The organism is Marivirga aurantiaca, assembly GCF_016679925.1.
Taxonomy (GTDB): domain Bacteria; phylum Bacteroidota; class Bacteroidia; order Cytophagales; family Cyclobacteriaceae; genus Marivirga; species Marivirga aurantiaca.
In genome coordinates this window covers 989,802-1,015,658 of record NZ_JAEQBW010000001.1, presented here as the reverse complement: position 1 = coordinate 1,015,658, position 25,857 = coordinate 989,802, and the positions used below count along the sequence as shown (strand labels likewise).

The following is a 25,857-nucleotide window of genomic DNA, read 5'->3' as shown; positions in this document are numbered from 1 at the left end:
TTTGTTTGTCACCATAATTAAATGAAGTTAATCAAGATGAGTTTAGATTTAGAAAAAGAACTTGAAAATATAAGTGTTTTTCCCATAATGGGTGAAAAGCTTGATGCTTCCAATAGCAAATCAATGGATTTCACAGAGAATAACCTGAAATTGAATCAAGTTGATCTGTCCCATACTGAAATTTTCAATAATTACGTGTTTAATGAACTCAGCCAGGCAGGGAAAAAATATGGTTATGGTGGTTATCTGGAAAATAGGGTAATCTATAAACGCAGTGCGCATTTCCAGCAAGCTGAACCCAGATGCTTTCATTTAGGAGTGGACGTGTGGACAGAGGCTTTTCATCCCGTGTATGCCCCATTGGATGGGGTTGTCCATAGCTTTGCCCACAATAATAACTTCGGTGATTATGGGCCTACCATCATCCTGATGCATCAATTAGCCAAAAGCAGGCTTTACACACTTTACGGTCATTTAAGTGTCAAAAGCCTGGAGAATCTGAAAGAAGGACAGGAAATAAAAAAAGGAGAAAAATTTTGTGAGTTAGGTCCTTTTCCTGAAAATGGTGATTGGCCTCCACATTTACATTTCCAGGTCATGACGGATCTAATGGGCAAAAAAGGGGATTTCCCTGGAGTGTGTAGTGCTTCAGAACTACACACATATAGTAAAATCTGCCTGAATCCATCCATTTTTATATAAAAAAGCCTTTTCAAATCTATAATCACGGAAAAGGCTTTATTTTCATAGATATCTTACTATTCTCTTTTCTCATCAATAGTGAATACCTGCTTGGTTGATAATCCCAGAATTCCATATCCGTTGACAATATTGGAGTATACCTGACTAGGCTCGGTAAATACATCAGGATATTGATTGGCATCCAGGGAAATAAAATACCTATAAAGAGATTCGCTGATCTGATGCATTTCGATTTGATGGTATTCTTTATAGTAATAATCAGGCCCCGAACTTTCACTCATTCTTAAATCATTATAACTATTGATTCGAAATTGTGTAGATTTCCCATCAAAAATATCATCATTTAATATAATAAAGCTATTTCCTGACATGTAAACCTCCTTGCCCTGACTACCATTGATCTCCAACCCATAATTAGCATTACTTTTCCTAACAACAGTATCCTCGGAAACATCAGCATTATACTCTTCAGTGATAGTTATATGTTTAAATAAGTAATAGTTTTTCTGATTGGGCTTATCCTTAATCTCAAAAGTGATTTCCCCGGAATACATTGGCCACACGCCATTTTCTTCTACATTGTTTTTATAGTTCATTTTAATGTCTGTATTTCCATATTTTTCAGGAACCCTATCTACCGCTGATACTTCCCCGTGTTCAGGGTGCTCAGCAACAATTTCATATTCATGAAAGTCCTTAATAATTATGCTTTCATTTGTATAGAGTTCAGCATCAGTCTGATAAGTCAATGTGCCAATTTCCTTTCCATTCTCAAACATTTTAACAATTGCATTTTCTATTTCAGCACTTTGTTTATTGCTAAAAATAAAAATAGAATTGGATAAGCTTACGGCTGGTGCTTCTCCTGCTTCCAACCAACTATTCAAAACCATTTTCTCCTCTGTCTCCTTTATTTCAATTTCAATATCCTTCTCACAAGCCCAGAGCAAGGTGAAAGTCATAATTCCTAAAATAAATACTATCTTATTTTTCATTGGGGTAGATTTTAAAGCTATAACTAATAGAAGGAATAATCTGGAAAAGGCTAATCTGCGTGAAATTTTTTTCACCATTTTCATTAGTATAAGTATCAATATAAAAGGGGTTTTGTCTATTGTAAAGATTATAGACGCTTATACTCCAGCTGGCTTCTCCCCATTTTTTGGGTTTATGCCAGGTAAGTCCCAAGTCTGCACGATGGTAGGATGGCATTCTGTAAGCATTTCGATCGCTATATTGATAAACCTCATCCTCACTATAATAATAGTAGTCGTCCTCATATTGATTATTATCATTCGTATCCAGCACTGGGAAACGTGCAATAGGAACTGTAATTGCATTACCGGTTCCATAAACCCATGTACCACTCATTTCGAAACGCTCTGAGAATTTATAATTGGCCACTATACTGATATCATGTCTTCTGTCGTATTTATACGGAAAAGCTTTACCAAAATTTAATTCATCAAACTGTCTGTAATTCCATGATAGCGTATAGCCTATCCAGCCATTAAATTTGCCTTCATTTTTTCTTAGAAGAAATTCAGAACCATAACTCCAACCATTTCCTGTGGTCACTTTGCTTTCCCAACTTTCTGACAAATCCAGAAAATTAGACCCCTCTTTATATTCGATGAGGTTTTCCATGTTTTTATAATACCCCTCAATAGAGGCTTCATACTTGCCTTTTCCTAGCAGGGAGGATATTCCCACAGCAGTCTGCTGGGATAATTGAGGTTTAATATTGTCAGTTGCTGGCACCCAAAGGTCAGTAGGTAAGCCTATTCCGGAATTGGTTAATAAATGCAGGAACTGAGCCATTTCAGCATATGAGGCTTTTACTGAAAGGTTTTCATTAATTAGATAACGGGTACTAATTCTTGGTTGTAATGAAGGATACCATTTCTGATTGACATAAAAAGCCGAGGCATGTAAACCAGCATTGATCTTTAATTTTGAAATGGGTTCAAATTCATCTTCCACATAAGCAGCATATTCATTGCCATAAATAAGATCGGAATTCGGCATCTCAAACTCATCTCCAAAGTCACCTTCCACATTGAAAGCTTCCGGCTGGAATATATGATAAATATAATTCACTCCAAATTTTATAGCATGCTGATTACTGAGGTAATAATCAAAATCAAAGCGGGTGCCATAATCCTGAATACCGGAATTATAGGCAGCATAGTAGCTATTTTCGCTTATAGTACCATCACCTGAAGTGTACTTGCTATATGAATCCTGAAACAAACGAAAATTATATTTACTATAAGTAGCGGTAGTATTAAGGAACAAACGGTTTGAAAACAAATGATTCCATCTTAGAGCAGTAGTAATATTGCCCCACTGAATGCCGGCCTCATCCTTATATTCATCTGTATTATTGTCATACGAATAACTGTAATCATCTTTTGCATAAAATTTATCCGTACCTGTATAAGCACTTATATATACCCTGTCCTTATCACCAAAAATATAATTTGCTTTGGCATTCAAATCATAGAAATAATAACCCAGGTTCGCATCCCCATCGGTATTGGCTTTAATTAATGGCCGAGCCAGTATATCTATATAGGTTCTCCTGCCGGAAACTATAATAGAGCCTTTGTTTTTTCGTATGGGGCCTTCTACTGAAAGGCGGGAAGAAATAATCCCAATACCACCTTCAGCTTGCCAGTTTTGCATATTCCCCTCCTTCATGTTAATGTCAATGACAGAGGATAGCCTGCCACCATAACGAGCCGGAAAACCTCCTTTTACTACTTCCACATTATTGATGGCATCCGCATTAAAAACGGAGAAGAAACCGAATAAATGGGAAGCATTATAGACTGGTACACCATCCAGGAGTATCAGGTTCTGATCTGGCCCGCCCCCTCGAACATAAATACCACTGCTTCCTTCCGTTCCACCCTGAACGCCCGGCATCAGTTGTATAGCTTTCAAAACATCTACTTCACCCAATAAGGCCGGGATATTTTTGATTTGTTGGGCAGGAATTTTCATACTGCTCATTTTAGTCAGTTCCAGATTTGGCCTGTTCCCCTTTACCACCACTTCCTCTGAAAGAACATCTGATAAAGAAAGCTGAAAATGGAGAGTTGTATCTTTGTTAAGTTTTATAAAGAGTTCCTGGGATTGATAACCCACATATGAGACCTTAATAGTAGCGGTATCACCAGGAATGTTCAAGCTGTAAAATCCATAAGTATTGGCAGCGGTTCCTTTAGAAGTAGCGGGTTGCCAGATATTGGCTCCAATAAGGCTTTCTCCGGTTTTCACATCTTTTATATAGCCACTAATACGATGTTGCGCCTCGCTATTTGAAATTACAAGGCACAAAATGGCTAGCTTAATCCATAAAATTTTGTTCATGAAGGAAGGTTTAAAGTGTTGAAGTTATTTTAACGATGCAAATAAATATAATGACGAACGCAAATACAATCCATTAATTATAAATTAAGAGAGTTTTTTTGTGATTAATTGATTATCATAGTTTTTGGAATAAAATTAGGAGGAAAATTGGTTTTCCTTTTCAATAGTGTAATAGTATGCCGTTCCTCTGGAGCTAGCCTGATAATAGTCCTGCCCAAGGATAGCCGATTCTCTCTCTGCTTGTCCTCGTTTTGTGTCCCCACAAACGAGCGAGATACAGTTTGATATTATACCTGTTTATTCCAAAGCATTCGTGGAAACGCAGGCACGAAAAATTTTGCGATTCTAAGTGGAAATTTAAGTGTTTCGTGAGACACGTACCACGGCTGAGAATATATGTAAGGAAGAATAAATTTCAGCCATACTGACCTAGGATAGGTGGCACCCTCTGCTTGCCCTTTATTGAATTACAAAGGCTTTTACAAAATCACTCCACCATCATTTAGTACCCATTAAATCATCAATGCTCCGGCAATGGTAGCCGTCATCATACAAGCCAATGTAGCCGCCAATAAGGCTCTCATACCTAGTTTGGATAAATTCCCTTGTTGGTTAGGAGCCATCCCTCCTATACCTCCCACTTGAATAGCAATGGAGCTAAAGTTGGAAAAACCGCAAAGAGCATAGGTTCCAATAATGATAGATTTTTCAGATAATGCCCCTGCTTCTTTTAAATCAGCCAGGCTCATATAAGCTACAAATTCATTAATAACCGTTTTTTGTCCTAGCAAACTTCCTACAGCGAGGGTATCATTCCATTCCACCCCCATGGCAAAAGCAAAGACCCTGAATATCTGTCCCAAAATATATTCCAAACTAAGGTTACTGAAAGTCCCATTAGTAGATTGGCTCACAAACTCATTTAAACCGGTGAGTTCACCGACTACATTACCTAAAAAATAATTGATGGCTGCTATTACAGCTATAAAAGCGAGTAACATCCCTCCAATATTTAAGGCAAGCTTTAAGCCATCTGCAGCACCTGTTGAAAGAGCATCAATCAGGTTAACTCCCAGCTTCTCCTTGCTGACCTCAAGCTTGTCGTCTATAGCATCAGGATTGCTTTCAGGAATTAAAATTTTGGCAATTACAATGGCAGCCGGAGCGTTCATGATGGAAGCACTTAATAAATAGGAGGCAAAACGTGATTGTTGCACCGGATCGTCACCACCCAAAAAAGCTACATAACCCGCCAATACTCCACCTGCTATCGTGGCCATTCCGCCTGTCATCAGGCACATTAATTCTGAGCGGGTCATATTGGGTACAAAAGGACGTACCAGCAGAGGGGCTTCTGTTTGGCCAAGAAATATATTACCTGCAGCTGACAGACTTTCCGCACCGGACAATCGCATAGTGCGGGACATCACCCAGGCAATACCAAACACCATTTTTTGCAGAATCCCCAAATAATAGAGTCCAGCCGTAACAGTGGAAAAGAAAATAACTGTGGGCAAAACCTGGAAAGCGAAAATGAAACCAAAAGTATCACCGGCCAAATCACCAAACAAGAAACGTGCACCGTCTCCGGAGAAACTAAGGAAAATCACAAAAGCATCGGAAACTTTCTTGAAAAGCAATTCAACAAAATCCACTTTAGTGATGAGTAATCCGAAAATAATTTGAAGCAGCAAGCCTGTAGCAACCAATCGCCAATCAATATTCCTTCTATTTACCGAGAAGAGGTAGGCAAAACCTACCAAGACCAGCAATCCAAAAAGCCCCCTTATATAGTCCATATAGTTTTTTCACAAAGGCACAAAAATAGAGGAATAAGGCTAATTAAAAAATGTATTTGGGATAAAGTGCTGAGTATTGGGCAGTGAGCCTCTGCTATAAGCTTAAAAGGGATATTTCTCTGCAAAGTAAAGGGATACTGATTTTTTATTTAATTTTGAGGATGATCTTATTTTATCAACCGCTTCTTCCGGAAGTGCAATATTTGGATTTGGAAGAATCCAAACATTGCATTAAAGTATTGCGCCAACAACAAGGCGACATCATTGAATTAATTGATGGGAAAGGTAATTTCTACAAATCAAGAATTACTGAGGCACACCATAAGAAATGCCAGTTTGAGATTCTTGAAATAAGAAAGGAAAAGAAAATGCCATTTCACAGGCACATTGCCATTTCGCCTACCAAAAACCTGGACCGGATGGAATGGTTTGTGGAAAAGGCGGTAGAGTTCGGTGTGGATGCCATTAGTTTTCTGAATTGTGACCATTCTGAAAGAAAAGTACTCAAACTTGAAAGACTGGAGAAAAAAGCCATTAGCGCGATGAAACAATCCATGAAGGCCAGCCTCCCCCATTTAAATAGTTTGTTGTCATTCAATGAGTTTGTTACTCAGCAGGAAGCAGCTTTAAAATGCCTTGCTTATGTAGATTTTGAAAATCCTGTTCATTTGAAAGACAAGTTATCTCTGCAACAAAATACTTTAATACTGATTGGCCCCGAGGGGGATTTCAGCGAAAGGGAAGTTGAAAAGGCCAAAGCATCAGGATTTGAAATAGTGAGCCTGGGCGAAAGCAGGTTACGTACCGAGACCGCAGGAATTGCCGCTGTGCATTTGATGAATTTATATCAGTAATTCCCCAAAGAGTCGGTACGTTGAAAACATCAGATATCTGGTTAAAATTTTTCATTGCCTATAACCAAGAAGCCAATCAGTTTTAAATATGTCTGACCTCTTTGAGGTACCGACATGGCCAAACATCTCAACTTTGCTCTTACTGGTTATTGCGAGCATGTTATTGCGGTTTAAAGCCTCACCCCAACCCTCTGAGGGAGTTGGGTCAAGGGGAATTTGATAGATTAGGTTTAAATATTGATTGCAATATAATATACGAACCACAAACCAGCTACTCCTTCTTAGGTCAGACCACAGGTCAGTACCGGTCTTGGCTTGGGGCAGATAACCAATCGGTCTGACGGTTTGGAACCGTCAGACCGGGGTTTGCTAGTCCCCGCTTTAGGTGCGGGGCAGGCTATCCCGAAGCCAGGATTTCGTGCATTAGAGTTACCCCCTTGCCAACTGTCAACTGAAATAAAGCACCTCACAAACGAACTGGAAAAGGTCCATTGGAGGAGTTGATAAATTAGAATCCCAGCGGTCTGACGGCTTGAAGCCGTACTGACCGGGGAGCTATTAATTGAAATATAATATATGAACCAGCTACTCCTGCTTAGGTCAGACCACAGGTCAGTACCGGGCTTTGCCTGGGCTAAATAACCAATCGGTCTGACGGTTTGGAACCGTGCTGACCGGGGTGCCATCAAGCACTGACATTTATTTTAACCCCCATTATAAGCACATCGTCAATTTGATCTGCGCTACCTTTCCAATTAGAAAATTCATTATGAACAATAAGGTCCTGATTTTCAGTAGTTTCCTCAGATATAGTAAGTATGAATTCTTTGAACCTTCTTTGGTTGTACTTTTTATCGTTTTCACCATTAAACTGATCGGCAAAGCCATCAGTGCATAGAAATACATTAGTGGCCTGCTCAATTTTGATCACATGGTTTTCAAAGTCCATGATTTTTGGATAATAGCCAATGGGGCATCTGGTGGCTTTATAAGTAATGATATCCTGGTTAACAATAAGATGAAGTGGACGCATTGCACCGGAATACTCCAGTGTTTTTTCCAAAGGATCCCAACGGCAGAGGGCCATATCAATCCCATCTTTTATGCTGTCATCATCTATCCCAAAATTATCGATTACTTTTTTACGTAAAAGCTGTAATACTTCCGAAGGGCTGGCTTCCGGTGAATCTTTTAATATGCTATCTAAAAAAGTAATGCCTAATATACTTAAAAAAGCAGCAGGAACACCATGTCCCGTAGCATCGGCCACTGCAAAGTATAATCTGCCTTTTGATTCCTTTGCCCAATAAAAATCACCACTAACCTTGTCCCTTGGTTTGAAAAACAAAAAATGTTCAGGAAACACACTTCCAATCACTTCGTTGGCAGGCAACATGGTATGTTGCAATTGTTGCGCATAATCCAGGCTTTCCTGCATGTCTTTATTGGCCAGCTCCAGCTCATTTTTCTTTTGTTCCACCTCCACATTCCTCAACATGATTTCATCGTTGAGCTGTTTTTCTTGCTCCAGTAACCTTCGAGTGGTCTCCTGCTCATGCAACAGCAGTTTATTAGTGGAAAACTCCTTGTAACGTAAACTTTCATTCACCTGGTTCATCACAAAAGCAGCAATTACCATGGCAAAGGGATTCGCCAATTCAATTAAAATACTACCTTCAGGATTTAAGAATATCAGTGTAAAAATTACAAAACCAATAAAGGGTGCAACGAGGATGAGGAAAGCAGAAATTGTATTGGCCCTCATAACAAGAGCAATAATGAACACTACCACTATACTGCCGGATATGGCACTGTGAAAATATTCAGTTTCAAAATCCAGCGTAATAACAGCCAACTGCATAAAGACCAGGGAAAACAAGAAAGCATGAAACAGAGGAAACACCCATTTTTTAGCAGAAGGGCGAGCTATTTTCCTCAATAGCAGAAATGCAAGGGCCAAAACAATAGATGTGTAACGGGTGAGGGCAATATGTGGGGTATGACGAAACTTAAAATCAGCAAATACAAAGTAGAGCAGTATTAAAATACCAATTCCAAGAATCCATTTACCGGACTCAAGTACTTTTTCAACTTTGTAGAGGTAATAGGCTTTTTTCATCATGCAACAATTTGAAGATAAACTTCGAAAAATACAATCTGTACAGAAACTTTAACCGAATTCTACAATAGAAAATCCAATTTGGCAAAATACTTCCGAAATACAATGAATCTCAGGGATCTGAAGGTTCGGAAGCAAGCGGAACAGCTGCACCGTATTTTTCTAAAAGGCTATCAGAAGGAAAAAGGCTTTGCATTTCAAAAAAGGCAGGAGTAATTTCATTCACTGAGAAAAAGGCAGTATCTGTTGATTCCCACACAAGCACCACTGTATCAGTTGGTACAAAAGCAGTTAAAGTAGGCGGAACATACCAAAAACCTTTCAAAGTATCGGAAGCACAGGTATTGAAAGGCTTTACATAAAACAAGCTATCCTTGTCATTGGCGCTGGTAGTAAACCTGAAAATCAATTGAGACAGTGTATCACATTCCACAAGGTTCACCGCTTCATTCCACAGCACCCTTTCCTCAAGATTCCAGATTTTTTCCCCATGATTAGACAACAGTCGCTGTAACTCTATCCTTCTGAAACCTTCAAAATCAGGCTCATCAGGCAGGCATGAGGAAAACAATAATAAGGCAATGACAGGCAGCAATCTCTTGATCATGGCGCAAATATATCATTTTAATCCCTATAATATAAATGAAATTCCATCAAAATACAGCGGGTTAATGCAACACTGTTTCTAAAGGTTACTCCAGAATATATAATTCATTATAGATAAAATTTCCTTTTTTATGGTATACATTTACGTTTAAATTAAATACTATTAAAAAAAGGCTAATCTTACATGACTCCCCAGCTATTGTAATGTTTGGGTCAATTATTAAAAATTTACATTTGTACACAAATAGTAAAAGGCCCTTAAATGCATACATAAGTTATTATTGGAAGATTATTATCGATAAAACCCATGTAATCTTGGATGAAATTGTGTTTTTATGTTATAAATAAAAAATATAGTTTTGTAAAGTATAAGTCATAAATACATATATGAAAAAAATTCTACTGTCATTACTATTTTCTGTAGTTGTATTAAGCTCAACTTATGCACAACCATATAATTGTTCTGACATCACTTTTCTGGGAGGTAACGCTCAGGCAAAGAATGTTAATGGAGCCCCTGGATTAGGTAGATTTTGTGCACCTGTCACTGTAGATTGGTACGTGACATTTAATGCAATCATACCTGCCGGAGCAAATGTGGAAATTTCTGTAGATTGGGGAAACGGAATTCCAACCACATACACTGCTACTAATTCAGGAAACACATGGTTTATAGCTAATGGTAATGGAAATACATTTATTGATGGACCTCAAACATATGATGGCATAAATAACGCTAGACATACATATCCTGAAGATTTGGGTGTTTGTGATTTTAATATAATAGCACGTTTAGTGATTGATGGCAATATTTGTACAGCATCAAGTAATTCCAACGAGGTTGATTACTGGGATACTGATGAGGATAATCCTGGCAATGTTTCTATTGAGCCTATCCTTTATCAGGTTTGTGCAGGTGATCAGGTAACAATAAATTTTGAGGACAACACTACTTTTAATTGTGTAAATCCAGGGGACACAGATAATCCCAATGAAGAGAAAAGAAATGTCAGATGGACATATAACACAATTGATGGAGCAGCTCCTGATGGTCGAATTGATGGTGTGATTTTAAGTAATGGTGTTACGCTGGATGGTTCTAATGCCGGGGATCAAAACTATATACCACCACAAGCGGATGTTGCCGGAAGTGATGTAAATACTATTGAAGAATATCCAGCAGTTGTGGGGCCGGGAGATGCAGTGTCAACTAGCCTCGACATCACAGTACCCTCCTCAGCAACAGTAGGTGAGGTATTTGAAGTTAAATTAGAAAATTGGGGGCCATGTAACCCTTTAGGAGGTCCTATTCCTGTAATTGAAAGATACGCACTCATAAGGATTGTAGCTCCTCCTCAAAATTTAAGTTTTACTATATCCAAAACTTCTAATGGTTCACCTCAAAAAACCACTTTTTGTCCTGGTGAGAACATCAGGTTTCGTGGAGATGCTTCTAACCATAATGCGGATTTCCGATATAGTTGGAGAGTATATGATGGCCCCAATGATACTGATCCTGTAGTGTTCGCCCGTAACAATGACAGATATACATGGCTTGATGATGAGGGGGCAGACTTAAATACAGTTTTCTCAACAGCAGGAACAAAGTTGGTTAGAATGTTCGTTAGAAATTCCGATTCAGATTTAGAAGGCAACTGCGAAGTGTTTTTTGACAGAACGATAACTATTACTGCCACTCCTATAGCAGTTATTGGTTTTAATGATGGAACCTTTGGCAGCCCTAATACTAGTGATAATTTATATGAAGTCTGCCTGGAAGATTTAGGCACTGACCCACTGGAATTAACTTTAACTGATGAATCCACTGGCAAAAGTGTGAATACTACAACAACGTGGTTAGTTGAGAAAACAATTCCCGCTCCCACTGTACCATTGGCACAACATGAAGAGGAAAATAGTGCCGCCACATTTAATTACCCAAACAATCCTTTAATCATCTCAGAAGCAGGAGAATACAGAATCAGACTTTATACTGAAGATGCAGCTACCAGCTGCACTAGCGTGGATGAATTGTTCGTGTATGTTTATGATACACCTGAAGCATCTTTTGATGCCAGTGAAGTTTGTGCAGGTAATAATGATCCTTTAAACAAAACTGAATTTTCTAATATTGCCGATAATCTCAGTGGAATTACTGCAAGAGTGAATAATGATGAAATAGTTAAATGGATGTGGGATTTTAGCTATGATGCTGTTGCAGGTTTTAATAATGAGAAAGACGAAAGCAATAATAATACTTTCCGGAGATTTCTTGATGGAACTGATGGTGCTGAACCAACAGCTTCTGTTCCAGGGGATTATGAGATAGCCTTGATAGTCGAAACTACACAAGGTTGTAGGGACACCATCGTACATACCGTAACTGTCAAACACAATCCTGTAGCTGAACTGGAAGCTTCTTACAGGGATGACTACGATACATATTCAGCTGGAGATACTTATGCTGGTGATCCAATCTGCCCCGGTACTTTCCTAAACTTCACTAACATCACAGATGAAACCTTAAATGATGCTTCTTTAAATCCGGTGACTTATGAAATAAAAATACTGGATTTTTTGTCTGGAGTAACCACTGAAACCATTGGTGCTCCAGGTGCTGCAGATGAAACTATTGAAACGAATATTTTCTTCAATGAAACAGCTTCTAATCAAAATTTTAAAGTGGTATTGGTAGCAACCGGAAATAATAGCTGTCAAACAGTAAGTGATACTATTAATATAGTAGTGCTACCTGAAGATGATGCCAATTTTAATATATTCGATGGGGATCCGCTGAACGTTTCAGATCCACCAGATTTATATGATCCTGGCTTATTTTATTGTGCTCCCTTTACATTCTATTTTAAAACAGATGCAAATACTGAAACCTTTAATGCAGATGAATATGTCTGGACTGTGACAGACGCAGGAACTGGAATTGTAGAAACTACAGCTACTGTGGTAAGAGATCCACTTGATGAAACAACTGAAACATTTAGTTTTAATTTCGAGAATGAATATCCTTCCACTTCTGAAAGGGTGTTTAAAATAGAATTAGAAGTGATAACTGATAATTATTGTGTTTCGATCAAATCAAAAGAAGTAAAGCTAAGGCCACAACCAACTGCTAATTTTTCTTTAACCAATACCATTACTGATTGTCCTTCTGTTCAGTACAAATTTGAAGCTCAGCAATCAGGTCTTGACACTTATAATTGGTCAACAGTTCCTAATGACCCGACCATCCTACTGGATGAAATTGGCGGTACCAGTTCTGATACCTATATTATTGAATTAGCCAGACCTGCAAGTGGTGATCTGAACTTTACAGTAACTCTTACAACTACCAGCCTTGCAGGATGTACCAGCGAAACCGTAACTTATAACGGAACTCTTGAAGAACCGGAAGACATTGAAGTTGAAACTAATTTTAGTGCCACTGTTGTATCCAGTTGTTTGCCTGCTGTATATAATTGGGTAAATGCTACCGACCCTACTCCATTTGCTTTAAGTGATTTTACATGGGAGTTTCAACTTTCCAAATTTAATGGTACAGTCTACGTATTGGAAGAAACTTTTGAAGGAGAAGATTATACCGGAAATACCGATTTTGCTGCCGGGATAGACTATGAATTTACAGAGCCGGGGGACTATCAATTGGATTTAATAGCAACTGCTACCAGCCAGTGTGTTACAGCATTAAGTGCCCCTATCGAATTTACTATTTATGATACCCCGGAAGTGAAGTTCCGTACCAACATTAATGAAGGCTGTTCACCTCTGGAAAATGTAACTATTCAAGGAACCTCCTCCAATGTATCTGGCAATGGCGGTGATTTTGATATGCATTATGAGGTAAGAAATGCATCTAATAGTAATTTAGTACAATCCGGACCAGCTCCTGCTGACATGAACGGTCTTGGCGATCAACTAGATGGCACAGTGCTGGATCCTTTAATAAATACTACTGATCCTTTTATTGATTATGACATCACCATTTTTGCCGAAGGTCCCGGAGGGTGCACGGATGATTCAACTTATACCGTAAGGGTATTTCAGCAACCTTTGGTTGATTTTACTACCTCCTTGCCCAACCCGGCCTGTGAAGAAGATTATGAATTTACGTTTGAAGTAAATCCCAGCTCAACTTACCCTGCCGGTACAGAATTCCGTTGGAATTTCGGAGATGGCGCATCAACAGCCTTTAGTTCTTCTTTAACTAGTACGCATCAATATAATAATCCAGAAGGTACAGGAGGATCCCGTATTTACCCTGTAGAACTTATTGCTAAAACTCCTGAGGGATGTATTACCACTAGTTCACCTCAAGACATTGAACTTAATCCTTTGGTGAGATCTGATTTCTTCCTATTGGGAAATTCCGGTTGTTCCCCCTTTGAGGCGGAAATCAGGGCTAATGCCCAGGGTACCGGCATCAGTGGCAATTATATCTATGAAAGACGATTGGCAGGTACTTCTTCCTGGACTACTTTCACTCCTGATAATGACGGAAATGTGACTGAAGCTTTTATAAACGATTCCGATCCTCCTTCCAATCAGGTTTATGAAATAAGGCTGATAGTAAGCGGTGATGGTTCATGCTCTGATACTTCAGCTATTCGTACAGTCACTGTATTTCCTGAACCCATTAACCCTACTGAAATCATTGGTGCAGAAACTGTTTGTGAAAATGAATCTACTGTTAGATATGAAGTCGACCATCGAGCGGGTTATACCTACCAATGGAGTGTACCTGAATTTGCCTATATCTCAGCCACTGAATTACCTGACAGAAATGTGATTTTTGTCAACTATGGCAATGAGCCGGAAAGTGGCAGTAGTGAGGTGAGCGTAAGGGTTACTAATGCTAATTTTTGTCCGGGTGATTTGGTGACACTTCCTGTATCTGTAATACCGGGCCCTACCGGTTCCATTGCCCTATCCGGCCCTGGCACTATTTGTCCCGGTGATTCCACCGAGTTTACTTTCACATTGGACGGACCGGGAAGCCTGGGATTTGATGTCGTTTTATCCAATGGATTCGGAGTCGATACATTAATAGAAAATGTGCAAAGCGGTGATAAAGTATGGGTGAAGCCAACCGCTTCTGTCAATTACAACCTCACAGAAGTAATTGACCGTGAGTTTGATACCTGTCCGGGACAAGCTTCCAATGACAATGTAAGGGTAAATGTGAACATAGCCCCTACTGCTATCATTTCAGGAGATGCCACTATCTGCGAGGGAGAGTCCACTGACCTCAGGGTGAACTTATCCGGTCTCGGACCATGGGATATCGAATATACGGATGGAACTGATACAGTTTCAGTCAACTCAAACACCCCTGCATTTACTATACCTGTATCTCCGGTTGACAGTACTGTCTATAAATTAGTAAGTGTATCAGATAACAGTTGTAAAGGGACCGTGTCAGCTGATTCGGCTACCATACTGGTGAATCCTGCACCTGATGCCAATATATTTGTGGTAGATAATGTGGGCGAAGTATGTGTGAATGAAACTACTCAATTAGGAGTTTCCCTATTTGGATATGGCCCCTGGTCTATTCGTTTTACTGATGGAATGAATATTTTCGCCATTAGTGATATTCAACCTATTTCAGGTCATGACCCCACAGACCCGAATAGCAGTACATTACATGTATTTGATATAGTACCTGAAAATGATACTACTGTTTACACATTACTGGAAGTAGCTGATAAAAAGGGATGTATTGCTCCCGGTAGTGGTAACGCCACTATTTATACACTTCCCACTCCCGAAGTAAGCATGACCGGCAATACCTCTATTTGTGCAGGAAGCTCTACCCCACTCCACTTTGAATTTGCATCAGGAGTGGCTCCGTTTACAGTTGAAATGGCCATTAATGATGTAGAGGATACCGTCACATTATCCGGCCTTCAAAATGGTCATGAGGAAATAGTTACCCCTTCGGAAACCACTAACTACCGAGTTTTTTCAGTGACAGATGCCAATGGCTGCCCGGCTTATAATTTTGGATTGCCAGTAAGGGTAAATGTGCGGGAAATGCCTACTGTTGTGTTATCAGCTTCTGATTCCATCTGTTACGGAGAAGAAGCCAGCTTAAGATTTGACTTAACCGGAAAGGGCCCGTGGACAATCACTTATAATGATGGCAGCCAGAATAGAACATTTAACACACCATTCAACAGGCATTTCGAGACCGTTGCTCCCACTGTTACCACTGATTATACCGTGGTGTCAGTAAAGGACAGCAATACGCCTCAATGTACCAACAGTGGTACAGGCTCTGCCAGGGTAGTAGTGGCTCCTGAACTTGTAGCGGATTTCATTGCTACGCCTACCAATATGGACCTGCCAACTTCTACCATTACCATTACCAATACCACTACCAATAAATCAGAATGGGATTATACCTGGGATTTTGGCGATGGTAATTTTTCGGATGAGCAAGATCCGGGTAGTCATACCTATGAAACCTACGGTACCTACTTTGTAAGAATGACAGCTTCCAATGGAGATTGTACTGACAATACGCAGACTATTATCACCATTAATGCCATTCCGGCAATAGTTGATTTTACAGCTGATCCTATTGAAGGTTGTGCCCCTTTAACGGTCGATTTCGAGAACCTTACCAGATTTGCCACGGCCAGTACTTACCTATGGGATTTTGGGGACAATCAATCTTCCAGGGTAATTCATCCGCAACATACTTACGACAAACCCGGCACTTATACCGTCAGGTTGTCCGCCAATAATATCACCGGGCAAGCGGTTGAAGCAGTGAAGACAGCCTATATTACAGTCTTTGAATCTCCACAATCGATTTTCAGGGTCAAATCCGGTTTCGAAGAAGTGTTTACCGGTGAGAAAGTTGAGTTCGTAAATTCAAGTACGGAAGCTGATCAATTTTTATGGGATTTTGGCGATGGCAATGAATCTTTTCAGGAAGAGCCGGTGCATGTGTATGCCGATAGTGGTATTTATGATATCACATTAGTGGCCATTAATTCGGAAACAGGATGTACGGATACCTTAACAAGGGCTTCGCAAGTACTGGTATTGACCGGTGGTGAATCTGTCGTAGCAAATGCTTTTACCCCAAGCAGAGGTGGTCCCGGCACTGCCAGCAATGACCCGCAAAGAAATGACATGTTCCTGCCGCTTGTTAAAGGCGTGGAAAAATATGATATGAAAATTTACAATAGATGGGGGGAGTTGATATTTGAATCAAATGATAAAGAAGTAGGTTGGGATGGTTATTACAAAGGGGAACTGATGCCAATGGGCGTTTATGTTTTCCGGATGGAACTGCTCTATGAAAACGGAAGAAGAGAGGTTAAATTAGGTGATGTAACGCTCATAAGGTAATTACATCTTATGAAAACCTTAAACTGTGGATTGATTTCAAAACAATAAAGACGAAACGCAATTGAAAGTAATTATAAAGAGTATTTGGCTAGGTTTAACGATTGGATTTCTGGGCATTGGCTGTCAGCAGCTAAAAGCCCAGGACTTTCAATTTTCTCAGTATTATGCGGCACCTTTATACCTTAATCCTGCTTTTACAGGTACGGGGAAAATGCACAGGTTCACAGCCAATGGGAGGATGCAATGGCCCCATCTGCCTAAAGCCTACCGCACCATTGCTGTTTCTTATGACTATAACCTGGAGAAGCTAAGTAGTGGATTTGGTTTATTGCTCACAAAAGATGCGGCAGGATCCGGAGACCTGGGCAATACCAATGTTGGGTTTTTATATTCTTATAAAACCTCTATCAACGACCAATTAGTCATTTCAGCCGGTACCCATTTTGCCTATAATTTTGCCGGACTCAACAGAAATGGCTTAACCCTGGGAGATCAGCTGGCCAGTGACAGGGACGTATCATTTGACACCGAATTGACCAATGTCCAAAACATTCAATATTTTGATTTCTCCACCGGTGTTTTGGTTTACAGCAAGATGTTTTGGGGCGGAGTGGCATTTCATCATATTACGGAACCCAATATGTCTTTAGTGGGTGACTCCAATCCGTTGGACATGAAAATATCCGTACATGCCGGTATCAGGATTCCCCTTTACAGAGGACCTAAAGAATTTGATAATATCTCCAGTATAGCTCCTTCTTTTATTTATAAGCAGCAGGGAGAGTTTAATCAATTGGATATAGGTATCAACTGGCACTACGACCCCATTTCTGCAGGAATCTGGTACAGAGGGGTGCCTTTTGGTAAATCAGAACAGAGTGATCTATACGACAGGGATGCCCTTGTGTTTATGTTTGGTTTTAAGTTCCCTGAATTTGAGGCCGGTTACAGCTATGATTTCACTATCTCTGAATTAGGAGGTTCCAGCGGTGGTGCCCACGAAATATCCATTGTTTATGACTTCGTTGCGAAGATCAAGCAAAAGAGAAAAGAAAGGTTTCTTCCTTGCCCTACGTTTTAAAGCCTCACCCCAGCCCTCTCTCCCGGTTTGGCCGGGACAAGCAAAGGAAATTCTTTTCTAATGCTATTGTAAGGAAAAAAAAGCTGGTTATGGTGTTAGTCCAGGTTCAAAGCCTCACCCCAACCCTCTCCAAAGGAGAGGGAGTTCGTTTAAGGAGAATTTGAAGGCTTAGGTTTAAATTATTGATTGCATTTTAATATATAATTCTTAGGTCAGGCAGGTCAGTCAGTACCGGGCTTTGCTTGGAGCAAATAACCAAATCGGTCTGACGGTTTGGAGCCGTGCTGACCGAGGTATGCTAGTCTTCGCTTTAGGTGCGTGAGACACGCACCACGGCTGTTGGAGGGGCTTCGTTTAAGAAAAAGAATGGGTTTAGGTATTGAATATCAATTACAGCCCAAGCCTACTTTATTGGAAACTATCCCTTGTCAATTGTTGATTTTTGTCAATTGTCAATTATCACTCCCTTTCAAAAGATTGCTTCACCGCTTTATCGTTTATACCGGCTATAGAATTTAGTATAAGCGTATTCGCAATAAGCATTCTAATTGTGGCTGTTTTTTCTCTTGGTACTTCTAAAATAATATCAGCGTTTAAGAGGAAACGCGTGCGCCAGCTGCGGGCCAGCTGGCTAGACTTAATTTTAAATAACTTCAAGGATTTGCAAAATCCCTACTACTATCCCCATAATACCACCAATAATAAGACCATAAATCTGTTTATCATAATACGTTTTGTCATATAGGCTATAATTCACCTCTTTCGACCTTTCTTTTATGATATATTTACTAATCATACCTATAATTAATATAGCCACACCAAAAATAATAGATTTCATATTATTTCATTTCACCTAAAGAATCAATATACTCTTTATCATTGTCCTCTATATTAGAAGATGATCTAACCCCACCTTGTACTTCACCAGCTAAAATATTAAAGCTGCATCAAACCAAATGCCTGACCTTTGCAAGAATCGTCTCAATTCCCCTTAAACTTCTCTATCGTAGCCACACCTTCGCTGCTGATACCTTCTGCCTTGAATACTTTAAAAATAGTGAGGAAAATGATTCTAAGATCCAGCAAAAAAGATTGTTTTTTTACATACCACACATCCAGCTCAAATTTCTGCTGCCAACTAATGGTATTACGTCCGTTCACCTGGGCCCAGCCTGAAATGCCGGGTGTAACTTTGTGTCGGAGTTTCTGCTCTTTATTATATAAAGGTAAATATTCCACTAACAAAGGCCTTGGCCCCACAAAAGACATATCTCCTTTTATGATGTTAAGTAATTGAGGAATTTCATCCATGGAAGTTTTCCTCACTAGTTTACCTATCCAGGTCAAACGCTGCTCATCCGGAAGTAATTCTCCAGCCTCATCTTTATCGTCTCTCATGGTTTTGAATTTGATGAGCTGAAATATTTTTTCATCTTTCCCCGGCCGATACTGCCTGAAGAATATTTTGCCATTTTGAAATACAGCCAAAAGAATAGCCACCATTATAAATATAGGACTGGCTATGATAAGTGCCAATAATGCAAATAATTTATCAAAAAAAGGCTTAATTAGATTCCTGTAGATCATTTTATCACACCAATATGCATGAGTGCATCTCCCTGATGTACGATAGGATTATGATTTAACCCGATCACATAGCCATTGGCAGTTGCGGTAACTTTATTTTTGAACCCCCCGAATGGATCGTTTACACTACCCAATACTTGATTCTTCTTTATAAACTGGCCACTGACTACTTCAGATAAAAAGATACCGGACTTTCTTGCACGCACCCATGAGGAATTCTTGATAATTAAATTTTCATAATCCGGTGCAATATAATTGTCTGACATGCCCAGGTGATGCATCAAACGAATGGTTCCATTGATGCCCTGACTGATAGCATATTCATCAAAACGTGCAGATTCTCCTCCTTCATACACCAGGATTTTCTTACCAAACTTATTGGCTGTTTGTCTAAGGGATTTAGGCCTGAATTTAGAATCTAATGTAAAAGGTGCATGAAAAGCTTTCGCCAGTTGAACGTTTTCCTCATCCCTCATCACACACCTAATCTGCGGAAAATTGGTTCTGTCGGCTCCTCCCGTATGGAAATCCAGGCCATAATCTATTACTGGAAGGATATCTCTGGTAAGATAATAAGCCATTCTTGCAGCTAATGAACCATTTTTATTCCCCGGAAACGATCTATTGACATCCTTTCCATCCGGGACATAGCGTGAAAAATGAATAAATCCATATACATTTATAATAGGAATACAGATTATGGTTCCATTTTTAGGCACATGCAAATTCTTTTCAATCAACCTGCGAACGATTTCCGAACCATTGATTTCATCTCCATGCAAGCCTCCCATTAGCAACAAAACGGGCCCTGGTTCTGTTGATCTTGAAACAGTAATGGAAATATCAATAGCTGAATGTGAAGGTAGTTTGGCTATATTTACATCAATTTTTTTTTCCTCACCCGGTAAAATTTCAACCCCATTTATTTCCATACTTTATGATTTTAATAATCCTCTTTGCAAGCTTGATTTATGATAGAGTAAATCAGGATTTTTCTGAGTAAAGTACCACCAAATTAAACCTGCAGTGAACATTCCGGCCAGGGCACCCACCAAGGTATCCACCAAAAAATGCTGAAATAAGTAAATGCGGGAAATAGCTACTAAAATGGCTCCTAACATATAAAGTACTTGCAATAATTTATTCCTGGTGAGACAAATAAGAAGTGTGGCCAATGCAAATGCGGTGGCTGTATGCCCACTCGGAAAGCTGTATCTTGCTTCCATTTTCACACCCTCTACCAAATTAAAAACTATTTCTTTTCCCTCGTAAAAGATGGAAGGCCTGGGAAAGTTAAAAATCAATGCTTTAGCAAGATAAACTAAAATATACTGAAAAAAGCCTACCATTACCAACAGAATAAGGTTGTAAAACCGATAAAAAAGAAAGATTATCCCTACCAATACAAATACCAATCCTTCACCAAAATGGGTAACATATCGGAAAAAAACATTACCAAAAGGATTATGTCGGCTATTGAGCCAAAGCAAAAATGTTCCTTTCTCAAGAAATATCACCAGTAGTAATGCTGTAAAAAAGTAAAGCACAAACATCATAAATGCCGGGCTTTGTAGTTTTTCTTTTAAGCTTTCCATTCGAAACGCAAGTATTTAATTTTCTCACCAATGATAGAAAATTTGTTCTCATATCGCGTGGTGATGCCAAAATGCTCTTTAATATAATCCGATTTATGTAAATCTTTAGTAAAATGCAAATCCATTATATCAGTTCTACTGGCTAACACTTCATTTAAGGTCCAATCAAATAGATCTGTATTATCCGTTTTGAAATAAATCCTGCCTTTGCCTCCCTGGATTTTTTTATAAATATCCAAAAACCTGTGATATGTCAATCTTCTTTTATCATCTCGGTCGCGTGGACGAGGGTCGGGATGAACTATCCATATGTCCTTGACCTCCCCGGCCACAAAACTTTGCTCCAAATCCAATATGAAAGTCCTTAAGAAAGCTGCATTGTCCAATTCTTCTTCCAGGGCCTGTGTACTTCCTTTCCACAAACGCTCCCCTTTGATATCAATACCAATAAAATTTTCGTTAGGAAACACTTTCGCAAGCCCGGTAGTATATTCACCTCTTCCACAAGCTAATTCAAGATTGATGGGGTTTTCATTTTTAAAAAGAAGTTTATTCCATTGGCCTTTGATGATATCAAACCTATCATCTTCTCTTTCTATAATATTTTCCCGCTCTCCTATTTCCTTGAAGCGATTTAATTTTTGTCTACTCATAATTAAATGATCGGAATTTCCGCTACCACAAAGGTAGAACCTCCTACAAATATAAGGTCATTTTTCCCGGCATTTTCATTCACTTTCTTCCAGGCATCAGAAACTGTTTCAAACGGAATGCTTTTCAATCCCAGCACATCCCCCACTTCTTTCAATTGATCAACCGGCATTGCCCTTGGGATTTGTGCTTGTGTAAAATAATAGAAAGCATTTTTCGGCAATAGCTCAAGTATGGGAGTAGGATCCTTGTCATTTACTGCACCGAAAACAATATGCAAATGCTCAAATGATTCCTGCTGTAGCATGGGGATCAGATGATCAAATGCAGAAAGATTATGGCCTGTATCAGCTATGATCCTTGGCAAACCTGCACCTTTTTCCTGTACAACCTGCCATCTGCCCTTCAATCCTGAATTCTTTTGAATATTTTTTAAACCATCAAAAACAGCTGACTCTTTAATTTTAATATCCCTTTTATTTAAAACATGAATGGCTGTGAAAACAGTTTGCAGATTTTGCAATTGGTAAGACCCTCCCAATGCTACTTCAATACTTTCAAATAAAAGTTTGGCTTTGTGTTTCACATTATATTGCCAGTAAGGAGGATTAATCCTGAGAAATTCAACTTCAAATAAATCTTTACTATAATAATAATCCGCATCGTGAGCCGTGGCTATAGATTGAATGATTTCACGAAGTTCAGACTCAACTACCGAAGTAACAACAGGGACGTTCTCCTTTATAATTCCGGCTTTCTCTTTTACTATTTCTGCTGTAGTATCCCCTAAAAATTGCTGGTGATCAAGGCCTATTTGTGTAATAATACTTAACTCAGGGACAATAACATTGGTAGAATCAAGCCGACCTCCTAATCCTACTTCAATCACTGAAATGTCCACATTTTCTTCCGCAAAATAATCAAACGCCATGGCAGTGGTCAATTCAAAAAAAGAAGGCTGAAACTGATCTACCAAAACCTTGTACTTTTCCACATATTCCGCCACTTTGGCCTTGGGAATTTCCTCCCCATTAATCCTGATCCGTTCTGTAAAGCTTTTCAGATGTGGTGAAGTATACAAACCCACTTTGTATCCGGCCTCTTTCAGTATGGAAGCCAAAATGGAGCTGGTGCTTCCCTTTCCATTGGTTCCGGCCACATGGATATATCTACCTTTGAGATGCGGATTATCAATGGCATTGAGAATAGCTAAAGTATTAGATAAATCTTTTTTGTAGGCTGCTCCTCCTATTCGCTGATACATAGGAAGACGCTCAAATAAAAAAGCTTCTGCTTCTTCGTAAGTCATATTTATTTGGAACGAATCAAGAAAGTAATTTTACCGGAAGATTGATTAGGTGCAACTCCGCCTGAAGTACGGCTAAAGGATAATTTGGCCACTTCATTTTGATATACTTTTACAATATCAGGTGAAACAGTAGTTTCTTTCAGGCGAACAGAAATTACCTCACCATTGCTGTCAACAGTAATTTCAAAAACTATTTTGCCATTTTGATCGGAGTTATCCTTTGGATTAGGTGGAGAATCCCATGTCCAGCCCGCCATATCTAATTGACTGCCACTTCCACCGCCTTGTGGCCCCATCAGATTTTTGGAATCTACTTTACCATCTTCCACTCCCTGGTCACCACTTTTATTGTTAGTTTCTCCCTGGGAAGTATTACTTCCCGGAAAGAGGGCATTAGGATTAGCTTTAGGTTTTTCTTCTTTCTTTTCCTCTACAGGTTTGGGTTGTTCTTTTGCTGTTTCTGTTTTCTTCTTAGGTTCTGATTTTTTTTCTTCCACTTTAACCGGTGCATCTTCCTGGGTAACAGCATCCTGCTCAGCTACTTCTTCTACCTCATCAACAGACTCTGTTTCACTGGTACTTTCCACAGTTTCGTCTTCAGGCTCAGTCACTTCTTCTTCAACTTCAGCAGCTGTTTCTTCCTGCACTTCTTCTTCGCTTTCTTCCGGTTGTGGAGCAACAGGCTCAGCACCTGATCCCTGTTCGCTCATCCCAATATTAAGTTCTATTCCATATTCAGGGGCAGGAGGATAAGGTTCTTTCCAAACAGTAATCCATAAAAAGAGCAATAGTAATATCAAATGGATCGTAACGGAGATTGCGATTCCTATTCTATTGTTTTTACGCTCTATTTGGGCAAAATCATTCATTGGGTTTGGTAGCAATAGATACTTTTGCTTTCAACTTAGCTGCTATTCCAGCCACATTTACTAAATATTCTGTCGGCACACTTTTGTCAATATGCAAAACCACTATACCTTCTTCAGCATTTTTTATTTCCCTGCTAATGGCAGTCTCTAAATCATCAACTGATGTTCTTTTATCATTAACGAAATATTGCAGGTCTTTAGTAATAGTAACACTCACTTTTTGCATCACAATATTGGAGGTTTTGCTAGTCGGTAAATTAACAGGCAAACCTGAAGGAGTGATAAAAGAGGATGTTAGCATAAAAAAAATCAACAACAAGAATATAATATCAGTCATTGAAGACATGCTAAAAGCTGGATCTACTTTGTTACGTGATTTAAGAGCCATTAGAAATTATTTAGGTTCCTGTAATAAATCGATGAAATCGACAGAAGTATACTCCATCTTGTGGATAATTTTTTGAACCTGGGTAACCAGGTAATTATAGCCTAAATAAGCAATAATACCCACTGACAAACCTACAGCGGTGGTAATCATCGCTTCATAAATACCAGCTGAGAGCAACTTAGGACTCACTGAACCCTCTTCCTGTGCAATAGCAATAAAAGCCTGGATCATCCCTGTAACAGTTCCGAGGAACCCAATCATAGGAGCTGCCCCGGAAATTGTGGCCAGCAAAGAAAGATTCTTCTCCAACTTGTAAATTTCAATCTTACCAACGTTCTCAATAGACACTTCTATGTTCTTTAAAGGGCTTCCAATTCGGGAAATACCTTTTTCCAACATTCTGGCTATTGGTGTATTGCTTTGGTTACATATCATTTTCGCTTCGCTTATCTTTCCCTCTATCACCATGGATTTCACTTGTGAAAGTAGCCCGGATGGAGTTTTTGAAGCTTTTTTAATAGTCATTACCCGCTCTATAAAAATAGCAATTGCTGCAATGGATAATAATAAAAGGGGGATCATAACGTATCCCCCTTGTAATAGTAAATCAAACAAATTAACGCTTTCTTCAGCGCTTACCACTAATGAATCAGTGGCAGTGGTTACTTGCAATAATGTCATATTTAAAAAAGATCAATATTTTAATGGCCATGGTTGTTCTTTAAATTGACCTGCCAGTTCCGTTGCCCTGGAATTGGCCTCAGCAAAAGATGCTGTTTCTTCAATTGCCACACGGTTAAACTTACTTTTTCCAAATGGAGGAATAATGTAAGTACTTGTACCATCCTTGGCTAATTTATCAGCGTAATCTTTTGCCATATCTGCATCAAAGAAACTCCCAACTACCACATATGAACGACCTGTTCTGCTGGATAGTGTATTTACTTCACCAATTTTTGGCTCTTCCGGCTCTTTAATTTCAGGTTCCTCAACTACCACTGGCTTTTCAACCACATAAGAGGTTGTATCCTTTACAGGAGCTTGCTTTGTTTCCTTTGAACTCTCAGGTTCTCTGATGAAGATAAAGTAAACAGCCAACAAAGCCAAAAGAACAATTAAGGTTAAAGTAATTACAATAGGTGCCGCAGAAGATTTTTTGGGTGGAACATAAGCTGATGCAGCTTCATCCCTTTCATAAGCTAATTCCTCTTCATAGGGATCACTTTCATAAGGGTCGTTCACATCTTCTTCAGAATCATCCAGGTATGGAGAGTCAGAGGGTTCCTGGATGTCTGACAGCCTGTCTTCTTCAATTTCTTTTTGATCTTCATCGTAAGAAGAAGATGGTTCTTCTGAATCATTATCATCATCTAAATCAGGTAATCCGAAATCCTCATCATCCTGATTTGCAGAATTATCTAAATTTTCGTCTTTGTATTCGTCTTCGTTTTTGTCCTTTTTCGCCATTTTTCGGTCTTTTAAGGTTATTAGCAGATTAAATGTATCAATTTATTATAAATATTTATCATTATATCTATAATA

The 25,857-nt window shown here is 39.2% G+C and carries 19 protein-coding genes; 4 read left to right on the top strand and 15 right to left on the bottom strand.

The annotated features are described in order from the left end of the window. Positions 1–36: 36 nt before the first annotated feature. Positions 37–702, top strand: coding sequence for a peptidoglycan DD-metalloendopeptidase family protein (locus JKA74_RS04300; protein WP_201429915.1), 666 nt, complete (start codon positions 37–39; stop codon positions 700–702). A gap of 56 nt (positions 703–758) precedes the next feature. Here JKA74_RS04300 and JKA74_RS04295 read toward each other — a convergent pair whose 3' ends face one another. From JKA74_RS04295 to JKA74_RS04285, 3 genes are all read right to left on the bottom strand, one after another. Further along, a complete protein-coding gene (locus JKA74_RS04295) occupies positions 759–1,697 on the bottom strand; it encodes a DUF4249 domain-containing protein (RefSeq protein ID WP_201429914.1) in 939 nt (312 codons plus the stop codon). Then, the gene (locus JKA74_RS04290; protein ID WP_201429913.1) at positions 1,687–4,080 is read right to left on the bottom strand and encodes a TonB-dependent receptor; all 2,394 of its coding nucleotides are present in this window, start codon (positions 4,078–4,080) and stop codon (positions 1,687–1,689) included. The genes JKA74_RS04295 and JKA74_RS04290 overlap by 11 nt, the downstream gene beginning before the upstream one ends. A gap of 512 nt (positions 4,081–4,592) precedes the next feature. Next, positions 4,593–5,879 carry a NupC/NupG family nucleoside CNT transporter gene (locus tag JKA74_RS04285; RefSeq protein WP_201429912.1) on the bottom strand — a complete coding sequence of 429 codons (1,287 nt, stop codon included), beginning with the start codon at positions 5,877–5,879 and terminating at the stop codon, positions 4,593–4,595. A 161-nt stretch (positions 5,880–6,040) separates the two neighbouring features. Here JKA74_RS04285 and JKA74_RS04280 point away from each other — a divergent pair, with 161 nt between their 5' ends. Continuing rightward, positions 6,041–6,733 carry a 16S rRNA (uracil(1498)-N(3))-methyltransferase gene (locus JKA74_RS04280; RefSeq protein WP_201429911.1) on the top strand — a complete coding sequence of 231 codons (693 nt, stop codon included), beginning with the start codon at positions 6,041–6,043 and terminating at the stop codon, positions 6,731–6,733. A 685-nt stretch (positions 6,734–7,418) separates the two neighbouring features. On the opposite strand, the gene JKA74_RS04275 is transcribed toward JKA74_RS04280, so the two are convergent. Further along, on the bottom strand, positions 7,419–8,855 hold the full coding sequence (locus tag JKA74_RS04275; RefSeq protein ID WP_201429910.1) for a PP2C family protein-serine/threonine phosphatase: 1,437 nt from the start codon (positions 8,853–8,855) through the stop codon (positions 7,419–7,421). Between the two features lie 109 nt (positions 8,856–8,964). Then, positions 8,965–9,459, bottom strand: coding sequence for a hypothetical protein (locus JKA74_RS04270; protein ID WP_201429909.1), 495 nt, complete (start codon positions 9,457–9,459; stop codon positions 8,965–8,967). A gap of 386 nt (positions 9,460–9,845) precedes the next feature. Here JKA74_RS04270 and JKA74_RS04265 point away from each other — a divergent pair, with 386 nt between their 5' ends. Further along, positions 9,846–16,835, top strand: coding sequence for a PKD domain-containing protein (locus JKA74_RS04265; RefSeq protein WP_201429908.1), 6,990 nt, complete (start codon positions 9,846–9,848; stop codon positions 16,833–16,835). 61 nt (positions 16,836–16,896) lie between these two features. Further along, a complete protein-coding gene (locus JKA74_RS04260; protein ID WP_236587494.1) occupies positions 16,897–17,916 on the top strand; it encodes a PorP/SprF family type IX secretion system membrane protein in 1,020 nt (339 codons plus the stop codon). Between the two features lie 643 nt (positions 17,917–18,559). On the opposite strand, the gene JKA74_RS04255 is transcribed toward JKA74_RS04260, so the two are convergent. The 10 genes from JKA74_RS04255 to JKA74_RS04210 all read right to left on the bottom strand — a co-directional run bounded on the left by JKA74_RS04255 (position 18,560) and on the right by JKA74_RS04210 (position 25,782). Next, the gene (locus tag JKA74_RS04255; protein WP_201429907.1) at positions 18,560–18,754 is read right to left on the bottom strand and encodes a hypothetical protein; all 195 of its coding nucleotides are present in this window, start codon (positions 18,752–18,754) and stop codon (positions 18,560–18,562) included. Between the two features lie 143 nt (positions 18,755–18,897). Then, positions 18,898–19,503, bottom strand: coding sequence for a sugar transferase (locus JKA74_RS04250; RefSeq protein ID WP_236587493.1), 606 nt, complete (start codon positions 19,501–19,503; stop codon positions 18,898–18,900). Beyond that, positions 19,500–20,435, bottom strand: coding sequence for a succinylglutamate desuccinylase/aspartoacylase family protein (locus tag JKA74_RS04245; RefSeq protein WP_201429906.1), 936 nt, complete (start codon positions 20,433–20,435; stop codon positions 19,500–19,502). The genes JKA74_RS04250 and JKA74_RS04245 overlap by 4 nt, the downstream gene beginning before the upstream one ends. Positions 20,436–20,438: 3 nt before the next feature. After that, positions 20,439–21,098, bottom strand: coding sequence for a phosphatase PAP2 family protein (locus JKA74_RS04240; RefSeq protein ID WP_201429905.1), 660 nt, complete (start codon positions 21,096–21,098; stop codon positions 20,439–20,441). After that, positions 21,086–21,751, bottom strand: coding sequence for a tRNA (guanosine(46)-N7)-methyltransferase TrmB (gene trmB, locus JKA74_RS04235; RefSeq protein ID WP_201429904.1), 666 nt, complete (start codon positions 21,749–21,751; stop codon positions 21,086–21,088). Before trmB ends, JKA74_RS04240 begins: the two co-directional genes overlap by 13 nt. 2 nt (positions 21,752–21,753) lie before the next feature. Beyond that, positions 21,754–23,058 (bottom strand): bifunctional folylpolyglutamate synthase/dihydrofolate synthase, encoded by a 1,305-nt coding sequence (locus JKA74_RS04230; RefSeq protein ID WP_201429903.1) that lies wholly within the window; start codon positions 23,056–23,058, stop codon positions 21,754–21,756. Positions 23,059–23,060: 2 nt separating this feature from the next. Next, on the bottom strand, positions 23,061–23,927 hold the full coding sequence (locus JKA74_RS04225) for a hypothetical protein (protein WP_201429902.1): 867 nt from the start codon (positions 23,925–23,927) through the stop codon (positions 23,061–23,063). Further along, complete coding sequence (locus tag JKA74_RS04220; RefSeq protein ID WP_201429901.1) at positions 23,920–24,315, bottom strand: ExbD/TolR family protein; 396 nt, start codon at positions 24,313–24,315, stop codon at positions 23,920–23,922. Before JKA74_RS04220 ends, JKA74_RS04225 begins: the two co-directional genes overlap by 8 nt. A gap of 6 nt (positions 24,316–24,321) precedes the next feature. Continuing rightward, positions 24,322–24,996 carry a MotA/TolQ/ExbB proton channel family protein gene (locus tag JKA74_RS04215; RefSeq protein WP_201429900.1) on the bottom strand — a complete coding sequence of 225 codons (675 nt, stop codon included), beginning with the start codon at positions 24,994–24,996 and terminating at the stop codon, positions 24,322–24,324. A 12-nt stretch (positions 24,997–25,008) separates the two neighbouring features. Next, positions 25,009–25,782 (bottom strand): SPOR domain-containing protein, encoded by a 774-nt coding sequence (locus JKA74_RS04210; protein WP_201429899.1) that lies wholly within the window; start codon positions 25,780–25,782, stop codon positions 25,009–25,011. Between the last annotated feature and the right edge of the window lie 75 nt (positions 25,783–25,857).